At 70.0% G+C, this 14,284-nt stretch carries 15 protein-coding genes; 3 read left to right on the top strand and 12 right to left on the bottom strand.

Features of this window, described 5'->3' with window-relative positions:
- Positions 1 to 33: 33 nt before the first annotated feature.
- Positions 34 to 936, top strand: coding sequence for a bile acid:sodium symporter family protein (locus FFI97_RS02420; protein ID WP_095949103.1), 903 nt, complete (start codon positions 34 to 36; stop codon positions 934 to 936).
- Between the two features lie 61 nt (positions 937 to 997).
- Entirely contained in the window at positions 998 to 1,996 is a 999-nt protein-coding gene (locus FFI97_RS02415; protein WP_139702832.1) for an SDR family oxidoreductase, read from the top strand.
- On the opposite strand, the gene FFI97_RS02410 is transcribed toward FFI97_RS02415, so the two are convergent.
- Entirely contained in the window at positions 1,983 to 2,894 is a 912-nt protein-coding gene (locus FFI97_RS02410; protein WP_139702831.1) for a LysR family transcriptional regulator, read from the bottom strand. The two genes, FFI97_RS02415 and FFI97_RS02410, sit on opposite strands and share 14 nt — an antisense overlap.
- Before the next feature lie 101 nt (positions 2,895 to 2,995).
- On the opposite strand from FFI97_RS02410, the gene FFI97_RS02405 reads away from it, so the two are divergent.
- Positions 2,996 to 3,757: a sulfite exporter TauE/SafE family protein gene (locus FFI97_RS02405; RefSeq protein WP_139702830.1), complete on the top strand. Its 762-nt coding sequence runs from the start codon at positions 2,996 to 2,998 to the stop codon at positions 3,755 to 3,757.
- A gap of 18 nt (positions 3,758 to 3,775) precedes the next feature.
- On the opposite strand, the gene FFI97_RS02400 is transcribed toward FFI97_RS02405, so the two are convergent.
- From FFI97_RS02400 to FFI97_RS02350, 11 genes are all read right to left on the bottom strand, one after another.
- Positions 3,776 to 4,267, bottom strand: coding sequence for an NUDIX domain-containing protein (locus FFI97_RS02400; RefSeq protein WP_095949101.1), 492 nt, complete (start codon positions 4,265 to 4,267; stop codon positions 3,776 to 3,778).
- 13 nt (positions 4,268 to 4,280) lie between these two features.
- Positions 4,281 to 4,730 carry a GatB/YqeY domain-containing protein gene (locus tag FFI97_RS02395; RefSeq protein WP_062476513.1) on the bottom strand — a complete coding sequence of 150 codons (450 nt, stop codon included), beginning with the start codon at positions 4,728 to 4,730 and terminating at the stop codon, positions 4,281 to 4,283.
- Positions 4,731 to 4,841: 111 nt separating this feature from the next.
- Positions 4,842 to 5,054, bottom strand: coding sequence for a 30S ribosomal protein S21 (gene rpsU, locus FFI97_RS02390; protein WP_007833691.1), 213 nt, complete (start codon positions 5,052 to 5,054; stop codon positions 4,842 to 4,844).
- Between the two features lie 110 nt (positions 5,055 to 5,164).
- Positions 5,165 to 6,385: an NAD(P)/FAD-dependent oxidoreductase gene (locus tag FFI97_RS02385; protein ID WP_139702829.1), complete on the bottom strand. Its 1,221-nt coding sequence runs from the start codon at positions 6,383 to 6,385 to the stop codon at positions 5,165 to 5,167.
- Positions 6,382 to 7,167 (bottom strand): YaeF family permuted papain-like enzyme, encoded by a 786-nt coding sequence (locus FFI97_RS02380; RefSeq protein ID WP_139702828.1) that lies wholly within the window; start codon positions 7,165 to 7,167, stop codon positions 6,382 to 6,384. Before FFI97_RS02380 ends, FFI97_RS02385 begins: the two co-directional genes overlap by 4 nt.
- A 2-nt stretch (positions 7,168 to 7,169) precedes the next feature.
- Entirely contained in the window at positions 7,170 to 8,294 is a 1,125-nt protein-coding gene (locus FFI97_RS02375) for a sterol desaturase family protein (protein WP_070063138.1), read from the bottom strand.
- A gap of 91 nt (positions 8,295 to 8,385) precedes the next feature.
- The gene (cobA, locus tag FFI97_RS02370; RefSeq protein WP_139702827.1) at positions 8,386 to 9,189 is read right to left on the bottom strand and encodes a uroporphyrinogen-III C-methyltransferase; all 804 of its coding nucleotides are present in this window, start codon (positions 9,187 to 9,189) and stop codon (positions 8,386 to 8,388) included.
- Complete coding sequence (gene ybiB / locus FFI97_RS02365) at positions 9,186 to 10,091, bottom strand: DNA-binding protein YbiB (RefSeq protein WP_139702826.1); 906 nt, start codon at positions 10,089 to 10,091, stop codon at positions 9,186 to 9,188. Before ybiB ends, cobA begins: the two co-directional genes overlap by 4 nt.
- Positions 10,092 to 10,138: 47 nt before the next feature.
- Entirely contained in the window at positions 10,139 to 12,940 is a 2,802-nt protein-coding gene (locus tag FFI97_RS02360) for a nitrate reductase (RefSeq protein WP_139702825.1), read from the bottom strand.
- A gap of 7 nt (positions 12,941 to 12,947) precedes the next feature.
- Entirely contained in the window at positions 12,948 to 13,352 is a 405-nt protein-coding gene (nirD, locus tag FFI97_RS02355; protein WP_062475470.1) for a nitrite reductase small subunit NirD, read from the bottom strand.
- Positions 13,353 to 13,491: 139 nt separating this feature from the next.
- Complete coding sequence (locus FFI97_RS02350; RefSeq protein WP_139702824.1) at positions 13,492 to 14,280, bottom strand: type IV pili methyl-accepting chemotaxis transducer N-terminal domain-containing protein; 789 nt, start codon at positions 14,278 to 14,280, stop codon at positions 13,492 to 13,494.
- Positions 14,281 to 14,284: the final 4 nt, after the last annotated feature.

The raw sequence follows: 14,284 nt of genomic DNA, 5'->3' as shown, positions 1-14,284 counted from the left end.
TGACCGATCGTCTTTCTTCACGAGGTTCCGCGCATGCTGCCTGTCGACGAGATCCGCCTGCACTTCAACCCGGCCTCGCTGGTGCTGCTCAACGTGGTGCTGGGCTTCCTGATGTTCGGCATTGCGCTGGACACGCGCATCGACGACTTCAGGCGCGTGGCGCGCATGCCCGGTGCGATGGCGGTGGGCATCGGCGCGCAGTTCGTGGTGCTGCCGGCCGTGACCTTCGTGCTCACGCTGATCCTGCAGCCGGGGCCGAGCATCGCGCTGGGCATGATCCTCGTGGCCTGCTGCCCGCCGGGCAACATCTCGCAGATCCTCACGCACCGTGCGGGTGGCAACGTGGCGCTGTCGGTGTCGATGACGGCGATCTCGAACGCGCTGTCGATCGTGGTGATGCCGCTGAACTTCGCGTTCTGGGGCGGCCTGCATCCCACGGCCTCGGTGCTGCTCAAGACCATCGCGCTCGACCCCTTCGACATGCTGGGCCACATCGTGATGATCATCGGCATTCCCTTCGTGCTGGGCGTGGCGTGCGCGCACAAGCTGCCGGGGCTCACGGCGCGCATCAAGAAGCCGGCGCGCATCCTGAGCTTCCTGGCGCTGATCGCCTTCATCGTCGGCGCCATCGCGGGCAACTGGCGCTACTTCCTCGACTACGTGGGGCTGGTGCTGATGGCCGTGGTGATCCACGACGCGCTGGCCTTCGGCACCGGCTACCTGTGCGCGCGGCTCTCGGGGCTGGGCGACTACGACCGGCGCGCGGTGGCCATCGAAGTGGGCATCCGCAACGCGGGGCTCGGGCTGGTGCTGATCTTCAGCTTCTTCGGCGGGCTCGGCGGCATGGCCGTGGTGGCCGGCGTGTGGGGCTTCTGGGACATCATCGCGGGCCTGGCGCTGGCGAGCTGGTGGGGGCGCAAGCCTGCGACGCCATGAGCGCCGCGCCGGGCCGCCCCAAGCAAGCTCGCACCGCAGTGCGAAGCACGAAGGTATACCAATGAGCGAAACCTGGAAGGCGTCCGCGCGGCGCGTGCTGGTGACGGGCGGCGACGGCTTTCTGGGGCGCAGCGTGCTCGCTGCATTGGCCGCGCAAGGCACCTTTGAAGCCCTGGTGGCACTCGACGTGCGTGAGGTGCCTCCCGCGCGGCGGCTGCCCGGCGTGGTCTACCTGCAGCAGGACGTGCGGGACGACGGCATCGCCGACGTGCTGGCCGAGCACGCGATCGACACGGTGGTGCACCTCGCGTCCATCGTCACGCCCGGCAAGGACTCGAACCGCGCTTTCGAGCATTCGGTCGACGTGGGCGGCACGCGCAACGTGCTCGACGCCTGCGTGGCGCGCGGCGTGGGGCACATCGTGGTGTCGTCCAGTGGTGCGGCCTACGGCTACCACGCGGACAACCCGGCCTGGATCACCGAGTCGCAGCCGCTGCGCGGCAACCCGGTGTTCGCCTATGCCAACCACAAGCGGCAGGTGGAAGAGATGCTGGCCGAGTGCCGCAGGCAGCACCCCGCGCTGGCGCAGACGGTGCTGCGCATCGGCACCATCCTCGGCGAGCGTGTCGACAACCAGATCACCGCGCTGTTCGAGAAGAAGCGGCTGATCGCCATCCGCGGCAGCGACAGCCCCTTCGTGTTCGTGTGGGACGAAGACGTGACCGGCGCCATCGCCCAGGCGCTCGGCGGCGCGCCGCCCGGCTGCTACAACCTCGCGGGCGACGGCGCGCTCACGATCCACGAGATCGCCGCGCGCCTGGGCAAGCGCGCCATCGCGTGGCCGGCCGGCGTGCTGCAGGCGGCGCTGGCCGCGGGCTCGGCATTGGGCGTGAGCCGCTATGGGCCCGAGCAGCTCGACTTTCTGCGCTACCGGCCGGTGCTGCTGAACACCGCGCTGAAGACCCAGTTCGGCTACGTGCCGCGCAAGACCAGCCGCGAAGCCTTCGAGGCTTTCGTTGCGGCGCGTGCGCAGCAGGGAAGGCCGGTCACTTCCGCGTAGCGTCCGCCGGCGGCGGTGGCGCGATCAGGTAGTCGAGCATGCGCCGCGCATTGAGCGGCAGGTCTTGCGACGAGCGCACGCAGGCCATCAGCGTGCGTTCGGCCCACGGATCGGCGAGCGAGGCGCGCGCGATCTTCATCGAGCGGGCGCAGCGCTCGGCCGCGGTCTGCGGCACGATGCCCACGCCGATGCCGTATTCGACCATGCGGCACACGGCCTCGAAGTTGCGCACGCGCACGCGGTAGGCCAGGTGCTTGGCGAGCGCGCGCACGTGCCCGGTGATCAGCTGCTGCAGCGCGCTGTCGGCGGGCAGGCCGACGAACTCGCTGTCGACCACCTCGGCCAGGTGCACGCGCCGCCGGCCGGCCAGCGCGTGGCCGCGCGGCATCACCAGCACGAGGTCATCGCGGCGGAAGGGGTGGCATTCGAGGCCGTCGCTGTCGATGGCGTCGGAGACGATGCCGATGTCGCACAGCCCGCTGCGCAGGGCCTCCACGGTGTCGGGGCTGGCGCGCTCCTCGAGGTCAACCGAGATGCGTGGATGCTCGGCCAGGAAGCGGCTCAGCACCTCGGGCAGGTGCTCGGTGAGTGCCGAGGTGCCGCACATGAAGCGCACGTGGCCCTTCAGGCCCTGGCCGTACTCGCCGAGCTCGCCGCGCAGCCGCTCCATCTGCTGCAGCACGACGCGCGCATGGTGCAGCAGCGTGCGACCGGCCTCGGTGGGGCGCACGCCCTGCGCGTGGCGGGTGAGCAGCGGCGTGCCGAGCGCGTCTTCCATGCCGCGCACGCGCTGGCTGGCCGAGGCCAGCGTCATGTGCGAGCGGCCAGCGCCGGCCGTGAGGCTGCCGGCTTCAACGACGTGGAGAAAGAGCCGCAGGTCGGTCAGGTCGAATCGCATGATGGGCCACAAGGTAGCACGCCAGCCTCAGCCTGTGCCTGAGGCTGGCTGCGCGAAAGCCGCATTTCCAGCCGCTGCGCCGGTCGGCAGACTCCGCGGCGATGACGATCTCCAATGAAGCGATGGGCCTGTGGGCGGCGGCTGGCGCGGTGTTCCTGCTGGCCGGCCTGATCAAGGGCGTGATCGGCCTCGGCCTGCCGACCGTGGCGATGGCGCTGCTCGCGCTGTGGATGTCGCCGGCGCAGGCGGCGGCGCTGCTGATCGTGCCCTCGCTGGTCACCAACCTCTGGCAGACCGGGCCGCGCGCCAGCTTCGGCGCGGTGTTCCGCCGCATCGGTCGCATGCAGGCCGGCGTCGTGGTGGGCACGCTCGCCGGGGCGTGGTGGCTGGGCGTGCCGGCCGGGGCCTGGGCCTCGCTGGCGCTCGGCGTGGCGCTGGTGATCTATGCGCTGTGGGGGCTGACGGGGCGGCAGCTGCACGTGAGCAACGCACAGGCGCGCTGGCTGGGACCCGTGGTGGGCGCCGCGACGGGGCTGGTGACGTCCGTGACCGGCGTGTTCGCGGTGCCCGCCGTGCCGTACCTGCAGGCGCTGGGTTTCCAGCGCGATGCGCTGATCCAGGCCATGGGCATCTCGTTCACCACCTCGACCGTGGTGCTGGCCCTGGGGCTGGCGGCCAACGGAAGCTACCCGGCGGCGGTGCTGGGCGGGTCGTTGGCGATGCTGGCGCCGGCGGTCGGCGGCATGGTGCTGGGCACCTGGCTGCGGCAGCGGCTGCCGGTGGCCGTGTTCCGGCGTTGCTTTCTGATCGGGCTGGCGCTGCTGGGGGCGTACATGGCGCTGCGCGCCGTCATGTCCGCCTGAGCGGACACGATCGATCGGTCAGCTGGCGGCCAGCAGGGCCGCGCGCACGCGCTCGATGGTCTGGCGGTAGGGCAGGGCGAAGTCCTCGATGGGGGCGTCGGCCTCAAGCCAGTAGAACGAGAACACCAGGCCTTCTTCTTCCGGGCTGCCCGTGGCCATGTGCTCGAAGGTCTCGGGCAGGGCGCGGTGGTCGCGCATCAGGAAGATGTGCCAGCGCTGCGGGTGGCGGTGCGTGTTGCCTTCGACGCCGGCTTCGCATTCGCGCTCCAGCGTGCCCAGCGATTCGAGCCGGCCGGCGAACACCAGGCCCGACTCTTCGAGCAGCTCGCGCCGCACGGCCGCCTCGGGCGACTCGCCGGGCTCGATGGTGCCCTTGGGCAGCTGCATGTTGCCGTCTTCGGGATGACGGAACACCAGCAGCCGGCCCTGCGCATCGACCAGGCAGGCGCAGGCCTTCGGGATCGTCGCGACGGGGGCGGCGCCGAGCGGGCTGCTGCTGCCGTTCTTCATGGCGGTGGCCGCCTCAGGCGCCCGTGAGGGCGGCCTTGACCGCGGCGCTGACCTGGCCCATGTCGGCCTTGCCGGCCAGGCGCGTCTTGACCACGCCCATCACCTTGCCCATGTCGCCGGGGCCCGAGGCGCCCAGTTCGGCCACGATGGCCTTCACCGCGGCGGCCGTTTCATCGGCGCTCATGCGCTGGGGCAGGTAGACCTCGAGCACCTTGATCTCGGCGGCTTCCTTGTCGGCCAGGTCGGCGCGGCCACCCGTGGTGAACGCGGCGATCGAGTCCTTGCGCTGCTTGACCATCTTGTCGACGATGGCCACGACCATGGCGTCGTCGAGCTCCACGCGCTCGTCGACTTCCTTTTGCTTCATGGCGGCGAGCAGCAGGCGGATGGTGGCCAGGCGCTCCGAGTCCTTGGCGCGCATCGCCGTCTTCATGTCTTCGGTGATTTGTTCTTTGAGAGTCATTCTTCGCAACCTTTCGGAAAAAACAAAAGCCGCGGCAGGTTTCCCTGGCGCGGCTGGTGCAACGGGGCGCTGGCGGGGACTTTCGTCGGGGCCAGCCACCCTGGGCGTTGCTTAGTACAGCTTCTTGGGGAGCTGCATGCTGCGCACGCGCTTGTAGTGGCGCTTGACCGCAGCTGCCTTCTTGCGCTTGCGCTCAGCCGTCGGCTTCTCGTAGAACTCGCGGGCGCGCAGGTCGGTCAGCAGGCCGAGCTTTTCGATGGTGCGCTTGAAGCGGCGCAGGGCGACGTCGAAGGGCTCGTTTTCTTTAACGCGGATGGTGGTCATTGATGAATCGTTGAAATGGATTTGGCCGGGGGAGATCGAGGCCCCAAGCCGGGGTTCCTCAACTGAAAACTTTTTGCGGCCGTTGAGGGAAGGCCAGAGTTAGCCCGCGATTATAGCGCGGTTGCGCACGCATGTGCGCTGGCCCACGCCCATTGGAAGTTGTATCCGCCCAACCAACCCGTCACATCGACCACTTCGCCGATGAAGTACAGGCCCGGCTGCTTGGATTCCATGGTCTGGGACGACAAGTCGCGCGTGTCGACGCCGCCCGCCGTCACCTCGGCCTTCTTGTAGCCTTCGGTGCCGCTGGGGGTGATCTGCCAGCGGGCGATGCGCTCGGACAGCGCCGCCAGCGCCTTGTCGGTGGCCTCGTTGACCGGGCGCTGCAGGGCCGGGTCTTCGCCGACCCAGGCGTCGGCCAGGCGCGAGGGCACCAGCGCGGCCAGTTCGTTGGCGATGCGTTTCTTGGAGCGCCGCTTGGCGTCGGACAGCGACTCGGCCACGTCCATGCCGGGCGCGAAGTCGAGCGTCAGCGGGGCGCCGGGCTTCCAGTAGCTCGAGATCTGCAGCACCGCCGGGCCCGACAGGCCGCGGTGGGTGAACAGCAGGTCTTCCAGGAAGGCCATCTTGTCCTTCTTGCCGCCGGTCTCGATGCGCACCGGCAGCGCCAGCCCGGCCAGGCCGGCGTAGGGCGCCCAGGCGTCGCCGCCGAAGGTCAGCGGCACCAGCGCCGGGCGGGGCGTGACCAGCCGCAGGCCGAACTGCTCGGCGAGCCGGTAGCCGAAGTCGCTTGCACCAATTTGGGGAATCGACAGGCCGCCGGTGGCCACCACGAGCTTGGGCGCGTCGATTGGGCCGCGCGTGCTACTGATTTGGTAGCGCCCGTCGGCAAAAGCGATGTCGCCGAGCTTGCACGGCTGCCAGCGTTCGACGTTGCCGGCGGCGCACTCGGCCAGCAGCATGTCGACGATCTGCTGCGAGGAGCCGTCGCAGAACAGCTGGCCCTTGTGCTTCTCGTGGTACGCGATGCCGTGGCGCTGCACCATGTCGATGAACTGCTGCGGCGCGTAGCGCGAGAGCGCCGAGCGGCAGAAATTCGGGTTGTCGCCGACGAAATGGCGCTGCGGCGCGCGCACGTCGAGGTCGCGGTTGGTGAAGTTGGCGCGGCCGCCGCCCGAGATGCGGATCTTTTCGCCGACCTTCTCGCTGTGGTCGACCAGCAGCACGCGCAGGCCGCGCTGGCCCGCCAGTGCGGCGCAAAAAAGACCGGCGGCGCCGGCACCGACGACAACGACGTCAAAGGAAGAAGAAGGAGGGGAAGAAGAGCTCAAGCGGGTCCGTCCGCCGCCAGCACCGGCGGCGGGTTGTATTTGAGGTGGCCCACGTAGCGCAGCGGCTGCGTGGCGGCGATCGAGGGCACGTCGCCCTCGCGCATGTGGAGCAGGTCGGCCGGGCTCACCCAGCGCGGGTCGGCGTCGGTGATCGGCACGCCGGCCTGGCGGTAGGCCTCCAGCACGAACTGGGAGCAGAAGAACTGGTCGTTGCGGCTGGCGCCCAGCTGCACCGTCGCCAGGCCGCTGATGCAGTACGCGCTCACGGCCGAGGGAATCAGCGGCAGCTCGCACAGCCGGCGGTTCAGCACGAAGGGTGCGTTCAGCAGCACGCCGGCGGTGTTGTAGCGCGTGCCGACCTGCGAATGCGCCCAGTCGCGCATCTTCTCGACGTCGGCCTCGACGAGGCCCGGCACGCGGAAGGCCACGACCATCTGCTCTTCGTCGACCACCTCGGCCAGCGGCCGCGCGCGCACGCCGGTGCCCACGGCCTCGGCGATCTGGCCGTCGCCCAGGTAGAGCACGGCATGGCTCACGGGCGAGAAAGTGCCCAGGCGGATGCCGAACGAATTCACCGTGGCGATCGAGGTCAGCAGGATGTCGCCGGGCGCCAGCACCTCGGCGCCGATCAGCTCGCCGCCGTTGCCAGGGGCGATCACCGAGCTCTGCACGCGCAGGCGCAGGCCCGAGGTTTCGGAGGGCATCTCGATGCGCGTGGCGCAGGCCGAGAGCAAGAGCGGCAGCGTGGCCGCGAGCGCAACCGCGCGAAGAAGGGAAGCCATGTTCACCCCTTCCAGACGAACGGGAACTTCAGCTGCTTGAAGAAGCCGTTGGGCACGTAGTCGCCCAGCACGCCGTACTTCTCGGGCCAGAGCTTGGTGCTCTTCACCGCGGTGCCGAAGAGGTAGTCGAGGAAGGCGTAGTGCGCCGCGTAGTTCTTGTCGAGCGCCTCGATGTCCTGGCTGTGGTGCCAGTGGTGGAAGTTGGGCGTCACGATCAGGTAGCGCAGCGGGCCCAGCCGCACGCTCACGTTGCAGTGGTTGAACACCGCCTGGAAGCCGACCACCACGATGTAGGCGTCGATCACGTCCTTGCTGAAGCCCAGCACGTAGATGGGCGCGAGCACCAGCGTGCGCGTGATCAGCAGCTCCAGGATGTGCTGGCGCGAGCCCGCCATCCAGTCCATGCTCTTCACGCTGTGGTGCACCGCGTGCAGGCGCCACAGCACCGGCACCTCGTGGTACGCGCGGTGCGTCCAGTACTGCACGAGGTCGGCCACCAGGATGATCAGCAGGATGCCGGCCCAGAACGGCAGGTTGCTCACCCAGCCGCGGATGCCGTCGTTGGCGGCCCAGCCGAAGAGCTTGTGCACCATGAGGTTGGTGGCCAGCAGCACGAAACCCACGATCATGTGGTTCACCACGAAGTGATGAAAGTCGGTCTGCCACTCTTCGCGGAACACCGGCTGGTCCTTGCGCAGCGCAAAGAGCTTCTCGATGAAGATGAAGATCAGCGACGAGCCCAGCAGGTCGAGGATGAACCAGTCCAGCCCGATGTACGGCGTGTGGTCCGCGAAGTCGTGCACCGGCACCTTGTGCCCGCCCAGCAGCGCCGACACCGCCACCAGCAGGAACGCGGCCGACGAGAGCCAGCGCGAGCGGTTGAAGATGATGTTGACCAGCGAGAGCCCGCCCGCGATGACCAGCGCCGTCAGCAGGATGACGCGCATCACGTCGACGTTGTAGCTCTTGCGCAGCTCGGGCGTCGTCAGGTACTGCGGGAAGTGAAAGGCCAGCACGCCCAGAAAGCACAGGGCGGCGAGGCTGAAGGCGATGGTGCCCGTGACCAGACCGCGCCCGCGGCGCAGCTCGCCGTGGCTTTCGGTGAATTCGTTGAGTTTGTCGAGCATCCCTGCCTCTTCCTTCTTGTTCGTTGGATCGGGCGGGATTTTAGGCGTCGCTCAGGCGGGCGCCATGGCCGTTTTCGGCCGGGACTGGTACCTATGTGCCGAAGCGGTCGGCGTCCGCCGGCAGCGCCGCAGCGGCCAGCCCCTGCAGCACATCCCCCACCACGATCACCGCCGGGCTGGCCAGCCCGGCCTCGGCGATGCGCGCCTGCAGGCCTTGCAGCGTGGTCACGAGGTGGCGCTGGTGCGGCAGGCTCGCGTGCTGCACCACGGCCACGGGCGTGTCGCCCGGCAGGCCGTGCAGCAGCTCCCGCTCGATGTGGCCGGCGCCCGAGACGCCCATGTAGATCACGAGCGTCAGGCGGGCGTTGTGCGCCGTGGCGGCCAGCGCGCGCCAGTCGGTCGGGTCTTCGGCCGCGCCGGCGCCGGTCTTGGCGTGGCCGGTGACGAAGACCACGCCCTGCGCGTGGTCGCGGTGGGTGAGCGGCACGCCCAGCGAGGTCACGGCGGCCAGGCCGGCGGTGATGCCGTTGACCACCGCGCATTCGATGCCGGCGTCGCGCAGGTGCTCCACCTCTTCGCCGCCGCGCCCGAAGATGAACGGGTCGCCGCCCTTGAGGCGCACCACGGTTTCGCCTTCGCGCACGGCCGTGATCATGAGCCGCTCGATGAAGGCCTGCGGCGTGCTCTTGCAGCCGCCGCGCTTGCCCACGTGCACGATGCGCGCGCCGGGCCGGGCGTAGGCCTGGAGCACGGCGTCGTTCACGAGGTCGTCGACCAGCAGCACCGTGGCGGCCTGGATCGCCTTGACGGCCTTGACGGTCAGCAGCTCGGGGTCGCCGGGGCCGGCGCCCACCAGCGTGCAGCGGCCGGTGATGAGGGTGGAGGGGGTGTTCATGCGTGGGAGGCCAGTTCGGTGATGTGCCTGACTTGCGTCGCGATGGCTTCGGGCACGGGAAGCTCGCCGGCCAGCACGCGCCGCGTGTAGTCGGCCGTGGTGGCGACGTCGATTTCTTTCGGCAGCCCGGGCACGTCGGCGGCGGTGCCGGCGGCCTGGGCCTGGAGTTCGCTGCGCACGCCGCGCACGAAGCCGTCGATCTGCGCGGTGCGGCGCGGGTCGGAGACCACCTCGCCTTCGAGGCCGCGCGAGAGCAGGGCGGTCATGCCCGTGAGCTCGAAGGTCTCGCCCATCGTGCGGGCGTATTCGGGGTGCGTGTAGCTGGCCACCACCACGCAGGGGCCGGTGGTCGGGCGCATCAGCTTGACCACGCTGTGGCCGGGGTTGCGCAGGCCGACCACGCGGCGCACGTCGAGCAGGCGCTTGAGCGCGGGGTTCAGCAGCTCGGTCGGGGCAAAGCCCACCTGGCCGGCGGCCAGGGGGGTGAGCGTGGTCATCGGGGGCATGTCCAGGGCCGAAAGCACGTTCGATGCCAGTACGCGCGAGGTTTCGCTTGCGCTGCCGTGCACCAGCACCGACAGGCCTTCGCGCGCCAGCAGCAGCGCCAGGAGCGGCGTGAGCACCGGCAGCTTGCGCGCGCCGTTGTAGCTGGGCAGCACGATCAGCGGGCCGCTACGGGTCGTCACGGGGTTCAGGCGCGCATGCGTGGCGTCGAGAAAGCCGGCCATCTCCTCGGGCGTCTCGCCCTTGATGCGCATGGCCAGGCAGAAGCCGCCGATCTCCAGGTCGGTGACCGTGCCGTCCAGCACCTGGCCGAACAGGTCGCAGGCCTGCTCGCGCGTGAGCGGACGGGCGCCCCGCGCGCCGCGGCCGATTTCCTTGATGTAGTGGCTGATTCCCATGGGTAGGCGGATTGTCCCGCAACGCTTATGCCGGAATGTGAGTCGGCTTATGCCCCCACGGCCAGTGCTTCGGCCGGGGTGGCCCGCACCATGCGCTTGAGCTCCGGCACGCACGACCCGCAGTTGGTGCCGCATTTCAGCGCCCCCTGCAGCGCCGCCAGCCGCTCGTCGGCGCTGCCGGTGCAGCGCACCAGCTCGGCCTCGATGGCGCGGTCGGTCACGTTGAAGCAGGCGCACACCGGCTTGCCGCGCGACTGCACAGCCACCGGCGCGCGGGCGCCCGGCGACAGCAGCAGGCGGCCGTAGCTCTGGGCCGGCAGCTCCTCGCGCAGCAGGGTGGCGATCCAGGCTTCGGCGCTGGTGTCGCCGCCCAGCAGGAAGGCTTCGAGCCCGGCGCTGCCGTCGGCGCGGCGCACCAGCCGCGCGGCGCGGCGCTGGCCACGGCGGTGGTCGGCGTAGCGCAGGGTGTCGGCGGTCTGCAGGCCCAGCAGGGCTTCGATTTTTTCGACCAGCGCGGCGTCGGGCGCGTCGTGCGCGGCGGCGCGAAAGAGCACGCCGCTGCGTTCTTCTTCGCCGGGCGCATTGCCCGCGAACGGCACGCAGGTGGCGAAGGGGAACAGCGCCATCAGCGGCTGCAGTGCGCGCTGCGCCGTGAGCGCGTCGCCGGCGGGCAGCCAGGCCATGGCCAGCAGCGACCACGGCAGCTCGGCCTTGAGGATCTTCACGGGCGTGTGCTTGAGCTCGGGCTGCTTCGAGGTCGGGCAGTAGGCCGGCGTGGTGAGCGCGTTGATGCCCGCCAGCCGCACGCCGGTCGACGAGCAGCCGCTCAGGTACTCCTCGCCCCAGTGCATGGCGACGAAGGCCTGGCTCAGGCCGATTTCGGCGCTGGCGCGCGCCGGCAGCAGGATCGAGCCGCGCTTCGATGTGAGGTGCACCAGGTCGCCCTCGGCGATCTGGCGGCGCGCCATGTCCTGCGCGTTCATCTGCACCACGGGCTCGGCCACGTGGCCGAACAGCTTGCCGACCGTGCCGGTGCGGCTCATGCCGTGCCACTGGTCGCGCAGCCGGCCGGTGTTCAGCGAGAAGGGAAAGCGCGCCTCGCGCGCCTCGGCCACGGGCTTGTAGGGCGTGTCGACGAAGCGGGCGCGGCCGTCGGGCGTGGGGAACACGCCGTCTTCGTACAGGCGCACGCGGCCGGTGCGCTCGCCTTCCTTCAGCGGCCATTGCTGCGGGCCGGCGTTCTCGAGCATCGCGTAGCTCAGTCCGGTGATGTCCAGGTCGCGCCCGCGCGTGGATTCGCGGTGCTCGTTCCAGACCGATTCGGGGCTCTCGTACGGGAACAGCGTGAAGCTGCGGCCCAGCTGCTGTTCGAGCCGGCGCGCGAAGGCCACACCGATCGACCAGTCGTTGCGCGCCTGCCCCGGTGCGGGCACGGCCGGGCGCACGCGCGAGATGCGGCGCTCGCTGTTGGTCACGGTGCCTTCCTTCTCACCCCAGGTGGTGGCGGGCAGCAGCAGGTCGGCGAAGGCGCAGGTGGCGGTGGTGGCGAAGGCTTCCTGCACCACGACGAACTCGGCGCGTTCGAGCGCGCGGCGCACCGTGGCCTGGTCGGGCATCGACTGGGCGGGGTTGGTGCAGGCGATCCACAGCGCGCGGATCTCGCCGTCGGCCGCGGCCTGGAACATCTCCACCGCCGTCTTGCCGGGCTTCTCGGGCACCGAGGGCACGCCCCACAGCGCGGCCACTTCGGCGCGGTGCTCGGGGTTGGCCAGGTCGCGGTGCGCGCTCAGCAGGTTGGCCAGGCCGCCCACCTCGCGCCCGCCCATCGCGTTGGGCTGGCCCGTGAGCGAGAACGGGCCCGCGCCGGGCTTGCCGATCTGGCCCGTGGCCAGGTGCAGGTTGATGAGCGCCGCGTTCTTCGCCGTGCCGCTGGACGACTGGTTCAGGCCCTGGCAGTACAGGCTCAGCGTGGCGGGCGAGGTGGCGAACATCCGCGCCGCCGCGAGCAGGTCGTCTTTCGGAATGCCGCACACCTGCGCCACGGTGTCGGGCGTGCAGTCGCGCACCGTGGCCTTCAGTGCGTCGAAACCGTTGGTGCGGGCCGCGATGTAGGCGGTGTCGGTCCAGCCTTCCCACAGCATCAGGTGCAGCATGCCGTGGAACAGCATGACGTCGGTGCCGGGCTGGATCGGCAGGAACAGGTCGGCGATCTCGACCGTGTCGGTGCGGCGCGGGTCGGCCACGACGATCTTCAGCGCCGGGTTCGCGGCCTTCGCGTCCTCGATGCGGCGAAAAAGAATGGGGTGCGCCCACGCCGTGTTGCTGCCCACGATGAACAGGCACTCGGCGTGCTTCAGGTCGTCGTAGCAGGCCGGCGGCGCGTCGGCGCCCAGCGTCTGCTTGTAGCCGGCCACCGCGCTGCTCATGCACAGGCGCGAGTTGGTGTCGATGTTGTTGGTGCCGACCAGGCCCTTGGCCAGCTTGTTGAAGACGTAGTAGTCCTCGGTGAGCAGCTGGCCCGACACGTAGAAGCCGACCGCGTCGGGGCCGTGGTCGCGCACCACCTGCGCGAACTTGCCGGCGGCGAGGTCGAGCGCGTGGTCCCACGTCACGGGCGCGGGCGCCTCCTTGCGCACGAGGCGCTGCAGGGGCTGCAGCAGCCGCGTCTGGCGCGTGACGGTCGCGCTGGCCGTGAGGTGCAAGGTCGAGCCCTTGGTGCACAGGCGCCCGAAGTTGGCCGGGTGGTCGGGGTCGCCGCGCACGCCGGTGATCTGGTCGCCCTGCGATTCGATGATGACGCCGCAGCCGACGCCGCAGTACGGGCAGGTGGAGCGCGTCTCCTGGGTCATGCGGGCCTCAACCTTCTTCCGGGGACAGGACCGTCACGGCGGCCAGGCGCTGCGGCCCGGCGACGGGGCGCTCGAGGTCGAGCGCGTGCGTGGCCAGCTCGCCGGCGTCCAGGTGCACCACGCCGTCTTCGAGCTTCACCGCGAACTTCGGCGTGCAGCCTTCGTCGGGCGAGCGGGCGCAGCCGTCGTCCAGGCCGATGGCCCAGTTGTGCAGCGGGCAGGCCACGCTGGTGCCGAACACGATGCCCTGGCTCAGCGGGCCGCCCTTGTGCGGGCAGCGGTCGAGCAGCGCGAAGACCTGGTCCTCGGCATTGCGGAACACGGCCACGTCCAGGCCGGCGGGCCGCATCACGCGGCGGGCGCCGAGCACGGGGATGTCGTCGAGGCGGCAGATGGCTTTCCAATCGCTCATGGTGGGGCTCTCTTGTCTTGTCTTGTCTTGTCTTGTCTTGTCTTGTGTTGTGTTGTCTTGTCTTGTGTTGTCTTGTCTTGTGTTGTCTTGTCTTGTCTTGTGTTGTCTTGTGTTGTGTTGTGTTGTGTTCGGGCGCGGATCAGGTCTTGATCTCGGCGTACAGGCCGGTCACGCGGTCCATGATCGCGAGCAGGTTCTCGCTGCTCACGAACACGTCGGACATCAGCGCGGGCGAGGCGCCCGCACCGTCCAGGCGCTGCAGGCCGCGGTTGAAGAACATCCATTGCGCGTCGGCCAGCACCAGCTCCTGGCGGATCTGCGCGGTGGCCTCGGGCGCGTTGCGCAGCAGGTCGAGCGCAGCCAGGAATTCGGTGCGTGCCTTGGCGATCTCGGCGGTGCTGCCGGCCGGGTCGATCTGCATCGCCGCGGCCAGGTAGCACTTGGCCATGCGCTGCGACAGCATGCGCTGGCGCCCCGCGATGTTGACCAGCCGCCCGACCGGCTTGCCCGAGGCCGCCTCGTACTGCGCCGTGCCCTGGTGGGCCAGCGCGAGCACGGCGGCGTCGAGCGCCACCACCCGCGCGGCGGCTTCCCGGCCGGGCGCCGCATCGGCCAGCTCGGTGCGGAAGGCGCGCCAGGCGCCGTCCAGGCCGTCGTAGGTGGCGCGCAGCGTTGGCGTCGGCGCAAAGGCCTTGAGCTCGCCGAGCTGGCGCTCGAACAGCGCCACCGAGCGGTCGAGCACCTGCTGCGCGCTGCGCGGTTCCACCTTCTGCACCAGCGCCAGGTAGGCCTTGCTCGCGCGCTGCGACAGCATGCGCTGGCGGCCGGCCTTGTTGATGGCGTCGTTGAGGTCGGCCACCTGCGCACGGGCGCCCACCGGGGCGAGCGCAGCGAGGGCGGAAGAAGCGATGAAAAGTCGTCGTTTCAAGCGG

This window comes from Variovorax sp. KBS0712 (assembly GCF_006323185.2).
In the GTDB taxonomy this organism is placed as follows: Bacteria; Pseudomonadota; Gammaproteobacteria; order Burkholderiales; family Burkholderiaceae_C; genus Variovorax; species Variovorax boronicumulans.
The sequence above is the reverse complement of the archived record's forward strand: the minus strand, read 5'-3'. Positions and strand labels throughout refer to the sequence as shown.

Coding starts and splice junctions, on each gene's coding strand:
- FFI97_RS02420 (WP_095949103.1), top strand. CDS start 34: ATGCTGCCTGTCGACGAGATCCGCCTGCACTTCAACCCGGCCTCGCTG.
- FFI97_RS02415 (WP_139702832.1), top strand. CDS start 998: ATGAGCGAAACCTGGAAGGCGTCCGCGCGGCGCGTGCTGGTGACGGGC.
- FFI97_RS02410 (WP_139702831.1), bottom strand. CDS start 2,894: ATGCGATTCGACCTGACCGACCTGCGGCTCTTTCTCCACGTCGTTGAA.
- FFI97_RS02405 (WP_139702830.1), top strand. CDS start 2,996: ATGACGATCTCCAATGAAGCGATGGGCCTGTGGGCGGCGGCTGGCGCG.
- FFI97_RS02400 (WP_095949101.1), bottom strand. CDS start 4,267: ATGAAGAACGGCAGCAGCAGCCCGCTCGGCGCCGCCCCCGTCGCGACG.
- FFI97_RS02395 (WP_062476513.1), bottom strand. CDS start 4,730: ATGACTCTCAAAGAACAAATCACCGAAGACATGAAGACGGCGATGCGC.
- rpsU (WP_007833691.1), bottom strand. CDS start 5,054: ATGACCACCATCCGCGTTAAAGAAAACGAGCCCTTCGACGTCGCCCTG.
- FFI97_RS02380 (WP_139702828.1), bottom strand. CDS start 7,167: ATGGCTTCCCTTCTTCGCGCGGTTGCGCTCGCGGCCACGCTGCCGCTC.
- FFI97_RS02375 (WP_070063138.1), bottom strand. CDS start 8,294: ATGCTCGACAAACTCAACGAATTCACCGAAAGCCACGGCGAGCTGCGC.
- cobA (WP_139702827.1), bottom strand. CDS start 9,189: ATGAACACCCCCTCCACCCTCATCACCGGCCGCTGCACGCTGGTGGGC.
- ybiB (WP_139702826.1), bottom strand. CDS start 10,091: ATGGGAATCAGCCACTACATCAAGGAAATCGGCCGCGGCGCGCGGGGC.
- FFI97_RS02360 (WP_139702825.1), bottom strand. CDS start 12,940: ATGACCCAGGAGACGCGCTCCACCTGCCCGTACTGCGGCGTCGGCTGC.
- nirD (WP_062475470.1), bottom strand. CDS start 13,352: ATGAGCGATTGGAAAGCCATCTGCCGCCTCGACGACATCCCCGTGCTC.